The following is an 11,562-nucleotide window of genomic DNA, read 5'->3' as shown; positions in this document are numbered from 1 at the left end:
AGGAGGTCACAAGATGACTATCAAATTATCAGATGAATTCAAGACAGCGCGCGAAGAATTTTTGAACGCATTGTCACAAGGTGAAACAGAAGAAAAACAAGCCGAATTGTATGGCCAAATGATTAACGAATTATTCGAAGAATCAAAGAAACATGCGAAACAAGAAGCGGAAGCAATTGCGAGTCTGCCGAATGCAGATAAACAATTAACTGCACAACAACGCAAATTCTTCAACGAAATCAATACAGAAGTAGGTTACAAAGAAGAGAAATTATTACCTGAAGAAACGATTGATCGCATCTTTGAAGATTTAACAACAGAACATCCATTACTTGCAGACTTAGGAATCAAAAACGCTGGATTACGTTTGAAATTCTTGAAATCAGAAACATCAGGCGTTGCGGTTTGGGGTAAAATCTTTGGCGACATCAAAGGTCAATTAGATGCTGCATTCAGTGAAGAAACTGCAATCCAAAACAAATTAACAGCATTTGTAGTATTACCTAAAGACTTGCAAGACTTCGGTCCAGCATGGATTGAACAATTTGTTCGCTTACAAATTGAAGAAGCATTCGCAGTAGCTTTAGAAGCTGCATTCTTGAACGGTACTGGTAAAGACCAACCAATCGGATTGAACCGTCAAGTACAAGAAGGTGTGTCCGTTACTGGTGGCGTTTATCCAGAAAAAGAATCAGAAGGCACTTTAACTTTCAAAGATTCTGAAACAACGGTTAAAGAATTGACTAAAGTATTCAAATTCCATTCAACTAATGAAAAAGGTCATTCAGTGGTCGTTAAAGGGAACGTAACAATGGTTGTGAATCCATCAGACGCCTTCGATATCCAAGCACAATACACGCATTTAAATGCTAACGGTGTATATGTAACTGCATTGCCTTACAACTTGAATGTAATCGAATCAATCGCACAAACTCCTGGCAAAGTTTTAACTTACGTTAAAGGTCGCTACGATGGTTATTTAGGCGGAGGCATCAACATTCAAAAATTCGAACAGACTTTAGCAATCGAAGATATGAATTTATTCACTGCTAAACAATTTGCTTACGGTAAAGCGAAAGATAACAAAGTTGCTGCAGTATATGACTTAGCAATCGACTCTACTACTCCCTAATACTCCCCAAAATGTAGGAGTAGACGCAAAGAGTAAATCTGCTTCTATTTCTGCGGAATAGGGGGCGATTATATGGATGAATTATTAAACGAATTCAAAAGTCGTATGCATATTTTTCACAGTTCAGAAGATGAGTCATTAAAAGAGATTTTGAACAAATCTTTTGTAGCTATCAAATCGACTTGTGGGGTTTTTGATTTAGATGAAAACATGATTGGTCGTGAATTGGTTTTAGAACGTTCGCGTTATGTCTACAATGAGCAACTCCAATTTTTCCATGAAAACTTTTCAACTCTAATTACAGACTTCGGTTTGCAAAATCAAGTATATGAGGGTGATGCATTTGGCACAGATGAGATTCAAGAATAGAAAAGTACAATCTGGCGACATGCGTACGCCCGTCATTTTTTATCAATATGTGAATGAAGGACCTTATCCGGATGACTTCGAAGAAAAGACATTATATCAATGCTTTGCTCATACCTATGCACCTTCCATGAAGGACCAAGAAATATTGGGTGTTTACGAGGCTTCGCTAGGATTAACGATTGTGATACGTGATCCATGGCAAGACTATACACCAAAAACAAATCACATTGTTCGTGTGGAAGATTTTAGGTTGGAACAGCAAACTTTCAATGTATATGAAGTGCGATTAGACGCACCGGAAACAGGCTTCATCACTATTGTGTTAGGCGATAAAAAATGAGTGTGGAATTAAAAGGTGTAAAAGAGTTGGAAAGGCAGTTGGAAAGAAGATTTGGAGAAACTGCAATGAGAAGAAAAGCAGATGACGCATTGGAAAAAGCTTCAGAGTATTTACTAAAAGAATTGAAAAAGAATTTTGAAGTGTTTAAAGATACAGGTGCAAGTATTGATGAAATGCATAAAACCAAACCTTTCACTGCTGCAAGCGATAAATTGAGAACAGTTGTGATTGATTGGGTAGGACCTATGGACAGATTCCGATTAATTCATTTGAACGAACATGGTTACACACGCAACGGCATCAAATACACACCTCGAGGAATGGGAGTTATCGCTAAAACTTTGGAATCTTCCGAATCAAGATACAGACAAATCATCAAAGAAGAATTGAGGCGGTCATTATGAACATTCTTAATTATGTGTATGATGTCATTAAAAACGATGAATTAATCAAACAGAACATAGGTAATAGGATTTATTTTTACACGACATCAGAAAACGCTGATACGTCAAAACCTTTTGTTGTCCTATCGCCTATCAATGATGTACCTAGCACATACAATTCTGACAAATATCTTTCAGAAACTTATCTGATCCAAGTAGACGTTGAAACGTATAAAGACCAATTAACAATCGATTTAACCAAACGAATTAGGTATCTGCTTATGCAGCATGACTTGTATCAAGCTTCCACACAGTTGGATGAATATTTCAAAGAAACTAAAAGATACGTCAAATCAAGACGCTATCAAGGCATTCCGAAAAATCAATATTACAAAGGCTTACACATCGAATAGATGTGTATTTTTTATGCCTAAAATCAAGGAGGAACAAACATATGGCAAATGGACAAGGCTCATATAAAGTAGGTTTCAAAAAAGTTTTAGTCGGCGTATACGGCAAAGACGGTCAAACAGTAGAAAAGCAATTTGAATGGAAAGACGAAAACGGTGGTACAGTCAACCTTAACATTACTGGTTTAGCACCAGAATTGGTTGACATGTTCGCTTCAAACAAACGTGTTTGGATGAAAAAACAAGGTACAAATGAAGTTAAATCGGATATGGATATTTTCAACATTCCGAGTGATGATTTAAACGCAGTATTAGGACGTGAGAAAGACCAAAACGGCACTGCTTGGGTAGGCGAAAACACTCGCGCACCTTACGTTGCTATGATTGGAGTATCTGAGGACGGTTTAACTGGCGAACCTGTATATGTAGCGTTATTGAAAGGTACTTTCAGTTTAGATTCAATTGAATTCAAAACGAAAGGTGAAAAAGCAGAAGCGCCAGAACCAACGAAATTAACTGGAGACTGGATGAACCGCACTATCGAAGTTGACGGTGAAAACCAAGGTATCGTTTATGGTTACCATGAAGGCAAAGATGGAGAAGATGAATTCTTCAAGAAAGTGTTTGTCGGTTACACAGATTCTTTAAAAAATTCAGATGAAGAAGGTACTGGTACACCCAGCTAATCCCCAAAATGTAGAAGCGGAACCTAATGCAAAATCCGTTAATATATCTGCTGAATAGGGGCAAGGAGTTGATATTATGGTCAAAACATTAAAAGTATATAAAGATGATGAGGTTGTAGGCACACAAGACGGAGAGGGTCGTTTGACTGTCTCCGTTTCTGGTTTGAATGCTGACACTGAATATCCGAAAGGTACTTACCAAGTAGCCTTTGAAGAAGATGGTGCCGAATCCGATAAAGTGGATGTACCGACTTTCAAAACTAATCCTATTTTAGTTACCGGTATTTCTTTTAGCCCGAATACTAAAGAAATCAAGACAGGTGCAGACGATTCTGTTAAAGCTGTTGTAGCACCGACTACAGCAACTAATAAATCAGTGACTTACACATCAGATAGCACTGATATTGTCACTGTGGACGCTAAAACAGGCGCTATTCATGGTGCAGCTGAAGGCAAAGCAGTAATCACTGCTAAAGCTGATGACGGAAGTGGTAAAACTGGAACAATCAACATCACAGTTACTACGGACGCAGTTTAATACACTGCGTCTTTTTTTATTTATTTAATTTAAAGGAGACTACAAAAATGACAATAAAATTCGATATTAAAGATAATAAAACAGGCAAAACTTCAACTTACTCTAAAGACATTATCACAATGGGCGAAGCAGAAAAATTCTATGAGTTTTTAGATAAAACACAAAAAGAATCTGCTAAAGATGAGCCTGATGCGAAAAAAGTCAGAGAGTTGGAACGTCAATACTTAGTGAGTCTCTTTGCAGACCAAGGATTGACAGAAGAAGAAGTATTAAACAACATGGGAACACGTCAATATACAAAAGCATTAGGTGATGTGTTTCGAGAAATCCAAGGAGACGATGACGAAGATACAAAAAATGAAACAGATGAAGTGGGAAAGACAGAAAACTAATATCAATAAAAGAAGTTTTATCCAATCTTAAAGCTTTACAGCGTTTTTGCATGGAAAAGTATGGTTGGACCATTACACAAGCAAAAGAACAACCTTACTTTGAATTGCTCGATCTACTTAACGACGACAATGAAGAAGAGCAACCACAGCAAGAAGAAGAAAAAGTATATACAGGTACCGATTTAAGAATGTTATTCGGTAGCTAGAAAGGAGGGTAATATGAACGAAAAACTGCAAGGTTTAACGTTAGAGATGAAGCTTGATTCCTTAGGCGTACAAGAAGGTATGAAAGGTTTGAAACGTCAGTTAGGTGTGGTTAACAGTGAGATGAAAGCTAATTTATCTGCATTTGATAAAGCTGAGCGCTCAATGGATCAGTACAAAGCCAAAATAGACGGATTGAACAATAAGATGAAAGTACAAAAACAAATGTTCAATCAAGCCGAAAGTGAACTGAAAGAACTGAATGCTAACTACGCTAAAGCAACAAGCCGAGTCAAAGGTGTTGAACAAGCTTACAAGTCACTGACTGCTGCTAACCAGAAAAACAAACAAGCGTTAGAAAAATCTAATGCAAGTTTGAAAGAAAGCAATCGAGAATTAAAAAAGGCAGAAACTCAATCCAACCGTACGAATAATCAAAGAGAAAAAGCTGCTCAAAGGTTAGAAAAGCTAAAGAAAGCAGAAAAAGAATTAAAGAATAGCAACAAGGCTACAACAACGCAACTTAAGAGAGCAAGCGAAGCGGTAGAAAAACAATCTCAAAAACATAAAGAACTTGATGAGAGATATAAAAAAGAAGAAACGCAAGTAGAAAAATTACGTGGTGAAAACAAAAAGTTATCAGATTCCAATGAAAAAGTTAAATCAACTTATGATAAAACAAACAAAGAGTTGAAACAGACTGAAAAAGAATACAATGACGTTAATAAAACAATCAAAGACCACAATAAAAACTTAGCTGCGGCAGAAAATCAAGTTAATAATGAGAAAGCTTCTTTAAATAATCTTCAAAGAGCAATCGACAAAACAACAAGCGAAATGAAAGAGTTTAACAAAGAGCAGACGATTGCCAACAGTCAGTACACAAAGACAGCGGATCATATGGATAATATGGCGGGGAAATTCGGAACAATCGGAAGTAAGATGACTGATGTTGGTCGTAACATGACTATGGGCGTTACAACTCCTATTGTAGCCGGATTAGGTGCAGCAGTTAAAATAAGTGCAGACTTCGAAGCGCAGATGTCACGTGTAGGTGCAATTGCACAAGCGAGTGGCGGAGAAATGAAAGCTATGTCCAATCAAGCTATGGAGTTAGGCGCAAAAACTAGTCAATCGGCATCTGAAGTAGCTAAAGGCATGGAAGAGTTAGCTGCTTTAGGGTTTAACGCTAACCAAGTGATGTCAGCAATGCCTGGAGTCATCAGTGCAGCCGAAGCCAGTGGTGCAGATATGGCAACTACTGCAACTGTTATGGCTTCATCTATCAACTCATTCAACCTCAAAGCAAGCGACTCATCACATGTGGCTGATTTATTAGCGACTGCTGCAAATGACAGTGCTGCTGATATTAGTTACATGGGTGAAGCATTAAAATATGCGGGTACACCTGCCAAAGCGTTAGGTGTGTCTATTGAAGATACTTCTGCAGCAATTGAAATCATGTCGAATGCTGGGTTAGATGGTTCTACTGCCGGTACTGTACTTCGTGCCTCATTCATTAGATTAGCTAATCCTACGGGTAAGGCTGCGAAAGAAATTGAGAAAATGGGCATTCACTTAACTGATAATGAAGGAAAATTTGTCGGCATGGGTAATTTGGTTGGTCAATTCCGTGAAGAAATGAAAGGAATGACGAAAGAACAGAAACTTGCCAACGTCTCTACTGTGGTAGGTACAGAAGCTGCAAGTGGTTTCTTAGCATTGATTGAAGCGGGACCAGACAAAGTTAATCAATACAGTGATTCCCTTAAAAATTCAGACGGTGCAAGTAAGAAAGCAGCAGACCAGATGAAGAATAACCTCAAAGGTGCACTAGAACAATTGAAAGGTGCGTTTGAAACTTTAGGTATTCAAGTCGGTAAAGACTTAACACCGGCAATTCAAGGCGCTGCTAAAGGTATTCAAGGCTTTGTGGAAGGTTTCAGTAGTTTGCCGGGTTGGGTTCGTAAGGGTGCAATCGGAATGGGGCTTTTTGCAGCTGCATTAGGACCTGTTGTTTTAGGACTAGGATTGGTACTTAGAGCGGTCGGAAGCGCTGCAAAAGGTTATGGCTTCATTAAACAGACAAATGGCAATCAATACTGCAGAAGCAGCCGTTAACGCTACTGCTAACAAAGGTGCGGCAGCATCTTTTGTGACAACCGGAAAATCTGTCAAAGGATCTACTGGTTTGTTCGGCTCATTTACTAACACAATTATGAAAACAACCGGTAAATTCGGTGGTTTAGGTAATACATTGAAAACCGGTACTAAAATTATAGGTAAAGTCGGCGTTCCCCTTACAATACTTACGACTATTTTCGGTGTAGCCTATGAAAAAATGGATTGGTTCAGAAAAGGCTTCGACAATATGGGGAAACTTGTAAAACAAGTCGGAGATAGTATGGACTTTTCTTGGATTGATAAAGCTAAAGACAAAATGGGCAAGTTCTGGGACGACTTCAAAAACGATATGGCCAAAGGTTTACAAGAAGGCTTATTATTCAAAGGTATTAAGAAAAGTTTTGATGGTTTAGATAAAATGGTTTCAAAAGCTTCAGACACAACTGATGTGTTTGCTAAAGGAGTATCTAAAGGCACTGAAAAAGCTTTGAAATCTTATAATAAACTTTCTAAACAATCCACTTTGAAACTTGAAGAAATCAAACTCCATCATGGAAAAATCAGTAATGAACAGTATCAACAAATTACTAACATTTATAAAAAAATGGGTGATGAGATAAGCAAGCAACTTGATAGTCGCCATGATAAAGAAATATCCGGACTGAATAAAATCTTTAGAGACACTAACGGTTTAACTAAAAAGCAAGAAGCTAAAATTATAGCGCAAGCACAACAACAAAATGAAAAAGAATCGGCAAGTATTCAAAAGACACAAGAAAAAATTCAAGCTATATACAAAAAAGCTCATGATGAACATAGAGCATTGAAAAAGTCTGAAATCAAACAGATTGAAGAACTTCAAACACAACTCGATTCTAAAGTTGTTAAATCTATGTCTAAAGGCGAGGTTGAACAAAAAGCAATTTTAGAAAGAATGAAACAAAACAAGAGTAAGTTATCTATTCAAGCAGCTTCTAATGTTATTAAAGAAAGTGCGAAAGAAAGAGATAAGACTATTTCTGATGCCAAGAAAAAGTATAAAGATACTGTGGCCGAAGCAATCAAACAACGTGATCAGAATGGAACACTTTCAAAAGAACAAGCCGACAAAGTAATAAAAAATGCTAAGAAACAATATGATGAGTCAAAAGACAAAGCCAAGAAACAACATAAAGATGTAGTGAATGAAGCTAAAAAGCAAAATAAAGGTGTAGGCGCAAATATTGATTCTCAAACTGGTAAAGTAAAAACTGGTTGGCAGAAGATGATTGATACAACAGTTGTTAAAGGTGCGAAAATTTGGATTACTACCAAAAAGACCTGGGATAATATTTCTAATAAAATCGGTTCTGCTACTAAAAATGGTTTGAACAACGCTAAGAAATGGTTCGGCCAATTGCCTGGTAGAGTATCTGGATGGTTCGAATCTACTAAAAAGCATACAGATGACAAGTGGAATAAGATAAGCAGTAAGATTAGTTCATCTTCTAGAAACGCATTAAACAACACTAAGAAATGGTTCGGTCAATTACCTGGAAAAACTTCAAGCTGGTTCAAATCAACTAAGAAACATACAGATGATAACTGGAACAAAATCAGTAATAAAATTTCAAGTTCGACTAAGAGTGCTTTCAATAACAGTAGGAAGTGGCTCGGACAACTTCCAGGCAAGACTTCCAGTTGGTTCAAGTCTGCTAAGAAGAATACTGACGATAACTGGAATAAAATCAGTAGCAAGATAGGCTCATCTACTAGAAATGCTTATAACTCTGCTAAGAAGTGGTTTGGGAATACTACTGCAAATGCTAAATCCAATTTCAAAAATACATGGAATACGACTAAAGATAGATTCGGCGATATTGCTAATAAAGTTGAAAAAAAAACACATAGTGTGTTTAACTCTGGTAAAAAATGGTTTGGTAAAACATATGGTAATGCTAAAGAAAACTTTAAGAACATGTGGAATAATACCAAGTCAAGATACGGTGATATAGCTAATAAAGCAGAAGAAAAATCTAAGAGTGTATTCAATTCAGGCAAGAAGTGGTTCGGCAAAACTTACAGTAATTCTAAAGAGAATTTCCAAAACATGAAAAATAAAGCGACTGACCGCTTTAAAGAAATTGCTGCACAAGCCGAAGAAAAAGCTAAAAAGACTTTTGGTAGTTGGAAAAGTTGGCTTGATAAAACTTTAGGTTGGATTAAAAACATCAAGAAAGATTTCGGTTCTGCTGCTTCAAGTTTAGGTAAAGAAGTTGCTAACAAAGCAATCGGCGGTTTGAACAGTATGATTGGCGGTATTAACAACATTGCCAAAGCGATTACTGATAAAACACTTATTAAGCCTATCCCCACTTTATCCACAGGTACATTCGACGGCTCATCATTAGCAACGGACAGTAATGGCGGTGTTATGGCACCGACAATGGCACTGGTAAATGATAGAGGTCCAGGAAACGGAAGTGGTTCAAACGGACATCAAGAGTTAATTCAACGTGCAGACGGCTCATTGCATGCACCGCAAGGTCGTGATGTCATTGTTAAACTCAACAAAGGTGACGGTGTAATTAACGGTACGGCTACACAACGTATGCAGAATATGGGTATGATACCTAAACTCTCAAAAGGTTCTATTCCTCGATTTGCCAAAGGATCATTCAAAAAGAAACTGGATGATTATTTAGAGCATCCACTTCAATCTTTAGTTAAAGATGCAACAAAAGGTTCTCAAGTTGCTAAAAAAGTAGTCAAAGACAAGTCTAAAAATGTTATTGAAAAAGCTAAAGAGGTAGGAAATGATGCTGTTGAAAGTGCCGAAGATATGGCTTCCGGAATATGGGGCGGAATCAAAGGTGTTACTAAAGATGTTGGTGAATTCTTAGAGAATCCAGGTAAACTTGTTGAGAAAGTTATGGATAAAATGGGTATCAACTTCGGTGGCGGAGACAACGCAACAGTAAAAATGGCTAAAGGTGCTTATTCAATTCTGAAGAAAAAATTAGTTGATAAAGTGCAATCATGGTTTGACGAATCAGGCGGAGACGGTGCTGGAGGATGGATTGATTTATCAAGAGGAATCAATACGCCGTACAGTCCTAACGGACCGCCACCAGGATATGCTTTTAACTGGCCACATCCGGGTATCGACTTGCCTTATATTTACGAACCAGTTTATTCAACAATCAGCGGTACAGCTCATACAAAAGAAATGCCGGGCGGATTTGGACACTATATTCAAGTACATGGCGGAGATTTGGATGTTATTTACGGACATTTAAGCAAATGGTTAGTACATGAAGGACAAAGAGTACATCCAGGCACAAAACTTGGTATTTCAGGTAACACTGGTGCATCTACTGGTCCGTATTTACACTATGAAATGCATCAAAACGGCAGACCTATTAACCCTATAAAATGGTTGAAAGCACATCCAGGTAAAAAAGGCGGTAAAAGTTCTGCGCCTAGAGAAGTAAGTGCATGGAGACCAGAAGTAATGCAAGCATTGAGACTTGCTGGACTACCTGCCAATTCTGCTTATGCGAATGCTTGGTTAAGACAAATCAATACTGAATCATCTGGTAATCCAAGTGCAACAGGACCAGGAAGTTCAGAGGGTACACCGCGTGGTTTAGTACAAGTTAAACCTGGTACGTTCAACGCATATAAACTTCCAGGGCATGGTAATGTATTGAATGGTTTAGATAACTTGATTGCCGGTATGCGTTATGCAAAGGCTCGTTATGGCGGAAGAATGTTAAGTACTATCGGTGTAGGAGGTCCTTATGCTAACGGTGGTATGGTTACGAAACATCAGATTGCTGAAATCGGCGAAGGAAACAAACCAGAAATGGTTGTACCTTTGACTCGTCGTAACCGTGCGATTCAATTAATTGAACAAGCTATGAGCTATGTTGGTATGAATAAAGGTAAAACAGAAGTAACTGTAAACAATGACAATTCAACAATTGAACGTTTATTACAACAAAACATTTCACTTAATGCACAGAATAATAACTTAACTCAAACATTGATTAATGTTGTTCAGAATCTACCTGTTGGTATTGATGGTGATAGTTTAAATAAACATTTCAACAAGAAAAACGGTAATAGCATATCGCTAGAAGCTTATAGTAAAGGGGGCAGCATAGTTTGATAAATGATAAATGGTTAAAGTTATTAACCGATACAGGTACGATTGATGTAAATGAAGCGCTGCCTGGTTTTATATTTTTAGATACAAAACAAGACTACCCTAACTACAATGATAATAAATTAGTAATAAATGGCTTAGATGGAGAGATACCAGGTGCGATTAGTTTCGCACCTTTTAATTTAGTTTTACGATTTGGTTTAGATTCACAAGATGTAGAAGATGTGTATTTAGCAGAACAGAAACTAAGACGTTTGTTTTTCAGAAGAAAACACTATTCAGTAGTAACGTCTGATATACCTAATAAAAAGTTTGCAGTCGCTACACCAAATATAGCAACTAATGTGAAAGATTTTGCATCTATGGAATTTGAAGTCACTTTTCAAGTCTATAAGGGCTATTCAGAATCGCTATATAAAACAGATCAGTTTTCTTTAATGTCAGATAAATGGCAATTTGAAAGTGGCGTTATGCCTGATAATGAGATTGCTTATACGCACAACAGACAGAAATTTTCAATATTCAATGGCAGTGACGATACCATAGACCCTAGATTACGACACGAATTACAGATATGGATTAGGTTAAACACTACAACAGGATTTAGGCTAGTTAATAAAACAACAGGTGATATTTTCGAATATAAAGGTAAGTTAGAAACCAATCAAAGTTTTTTACTAGATGGTGCTTATCCTTATATTGAAACAAAACGATGTGGCAGATTAACCAATCATGGCATTATCACGTTAGCACCTGGTTATAATGATTTTGAAATTTGGGGAAGTGTAAGTGGTGTTAATATCCAGTTTATCTTCCCTTTTATTTATAGGTAGG

11 protein-coding genes and 1 pseudogene are annotated in these 11,562 nt (G+C 37.3%); all 12 read left to right on the top strand.

Annotation, left to right across the window (positions count from 1 at the left end; all coding sequences use genetic code 11):
• Window positions 1–13: 13 nt before the first annotated feature.
• The 12 genes and pseudogenes from DYE31_RS09960 to DYE31_RS09915 all read left to right on the top strand — a co-directional run bounded on the left by DYE31_RS09960 (window position 14) and on the right by DYE31_RS09915 (window position 11,561).
• Window positions 14–1,132 carry a phage major capsid protein gene (locus DYE31_RS09960; RefSeq protein WP_015899754.1) on the top strand — a complete coding sequence of 373 codons (1,119 nt, stop codon included), beginning with the start codon at window positions 14–16 and terminating at the stop codon, window positions 1,130–1,132.
• 72 nt (window positions 1,133–1,204) lie between these two features.
• A complete protein-coding gene (locus DYE31_RS09955; RefSeq protein WP_015899755.1) occupies window positions 1,205–1,501 on the top strand; it encodes a hypothetical protein in 297 nt (98 codons plus the stop codon).
• Window positions 1,485–1,841, top strand: a complete 357-nt coding sequence (locus DYE31_RS09950; RefSeq protein ID WP_231839067.1) for a hypothetical protein — start codon at window positions 1,485–1,487, stop codon at window positions 1,839–1,841. Before DYE31_RS09955 ends, DYE31_RS09950 begins: the two co-directional genes overlap by 17 nt.
• Window positions 1,838–2,245 carry a hypothetical protein gene (locus DYE31_RS09945; RefSeq protein WP_015899757.1) on the top strand — a complete coding sequence of 136 codons (408 nt, stop codon included), beginning with the start codon at window positions 1,838–1,840 and terminating at the stop codon, window positions 2,243–2,245. Before DYE31_RS09950 ends, DYE31_RS09945 begins: the two co-directional genes overlap by 4 nt.
• Complete coding sequence (locus DYE31_RS09940) at window positions 2,242–2,637, top strand: hypothetical protein (protein ID WP_015899758.1); 396 nt, start codon at window positions 2,242–2,244, stop codon at window positions 2,635–2,637. Before DYE31_RS09945 ends, DYE31_RS09940 begins: the two co-directional genes overlap by 4 nt.
• Before the next feature lie 41 nt (window positions 2,638–2,678).
• The gene (locus tag DYE31_RS09935) at window positions 2,679–3,320 is read left to right on the top strand and encodes a major tail protein (RefSeq protein WP_015899759.1); all 642 of its coding nucleotides are present in this window, start codon (window positions 2,679–2,681) and stop codon (window positions 3,318–3,320) included.
• A gap of 76 nt (window positions 3,321–3,396) precedes the next feature.
• The gene (locus tag DYE31_RS09930; RefSeq protein WP_015899760.1) at window positions 3,397–3,858 is read left to right on the top strand and encodes an Ig-like domain-containing protein; all 462 of its coding nucleotides are present in this window, start codon (window positions 3,397–3,399) and stop codon (window positions 3,856–3,858) included.
• 47 nt (window positions 3,859–3,905) lie between these two features.
• Window positions 3,906–4,250, top strand: coding sequence for a phage tail assembly chaperone G (gene gpG, locus DYE31_RS09925; protein ID WP_015899761.1), 345 nt, complete (start codon window positions 3,906–3,908; stop codon window positions 4,248–4,250).
• Between the two features lie 50 nt (window positions 4,251–4,300).
• Window positions 4,301–4,456, top strand: coding sequence for a hypothetical protein (locus tag DYE31_RS12765; RefSeq protein ID WP_015899762.1), 156 nt, complete (start codon window positions 4,301–4,303; stop codon window positions 4,454–4,456).
• A 13-nt stretch (window positions 4,457–4,469) separates the two neighbouring features.
• Window positions 4,470–7,038 (top strand): annotated as a pseudogene (locus tag DYE31_RS09920) (phage tail tape measure protein); the annotation flags it as partial.
• Window positions 7,039–7,182: 144 nt separating this feature from the next.
• Complete coding sequence (locus DYE31_RS12760) at window positions 7,183–10,731, top strand: peptidoglycan DD-metalloendopeptidase family protein (RefSeq protein ID WP_413081304.1); 3,549 nt, start codon at window positions 7,183–7,185, stop codon at window positions 10,729–10,731.
• Window positions 10,728–11,561 carry a phage tail domain-containing protein gene (locus tag DYE31_RS09915; protein WP_015899765.1) on the top strand — a complete coding sequence of 278 codons (834 nt, stop codon included), beginning with the start codon at window positions 10,728–10,730 and terminating at the stop codon, window positions 11,559–11,561. The genes DYE31_RS12760 and DYE31_RS09915 overlap by 4 nt, the downstream gene beginning before the upstream one ends.
• Window position 11,562 lies beyond the last annotated feature (1 nt).

This window comes from Staphylococcus carnosus (assembly GCF_900458435.1).
GTDB classification, from domain to species: Bacteria; Bacillota; Bacilli; order Staphylococcales; family Staphylococcaceae; genus Staphylococcus; species Staphylococcus carnosus.
Note: the sequence above shows the minus strand (reverse complement) of the source record. Positions and strands in the feature narration are given on the sequence as shown.

What these genes read in the sequence shown, in the direction of transcription:
- DYE31_RS12760 (WP_413081304.1), top strand. Translation starts at nt 7,183, where the DNA reads ATGGGTGATGAGATAAGCAAGCAACTTGATAGTCGCCATGATAAAGAA.
- DYE31_RS09945 (WP_015899757.1), top strand. Translation starts at nt 1,838, where the DNA reads ATGAGTGTGGAATTAAAAGGTGTAAAAGAGTTGGAAAGGCAGTTGGAA.
- DYE31_RS09955 (WP_015899755.1), top strand. Translation starts at nt 1,205, where the DNA reads ATGGATGAATTATTAAACGAATTCAAAAGTCGTATGCATATTTTTCAC.
- DYE31_RS12765 (WP_015899762.1), top strand. Translation starts at nt 4,301, where the DNA reads ATGGAAAAGTATGGTTGGACCATTACACAAGCAAAAGAACAACCTTAC.
- DYE31_RS09935 (WP_015899759.1), top strand. Translation starts at nt 2,679, where the DNA reads ATGGCAAATGGACAAGGCTCATATAAAGTAGGTTTCAAAAAAGTTTTA.
- DYE31_RS09960 (WP_015899754.1), top strand. Translation starts at nt 14, where the DNA reads ATGACTATCAAATTATCAGATGAATTCAAGACAGCGCGCGAAGAATTT.
- DYE31_RS09940 (WP_015899758.1), top strand. Translation starts at nt 2,242, where the DNA reads ATGAACATTCTTAATTATGTGTATGATGTCATTAAAAACGATGAATTA.
- DYE31_RS09950 (WP_231839067.1), top strand. Translation starts at nt 1,485, where the DNA reads ATGAGATTCAAGAATAGAAAAGTACAATCTGGCGACATGCGTACGCCC.
- DYE31_RS09930 (WP_015899760.1), top strand. Translation starts at nt 3,397, where the DNA reads ATGGTCAAAACATTAAAAGTATATAAAGATGATGAGGTTGTAGGCACA.
- gpG (WP_015899761.1), top strand. Translation starts at nt 3,906, where the DNA reads ATGACAATAAAATTCGATATTAAAGATAATAAAACAGGCAAAACTTCA.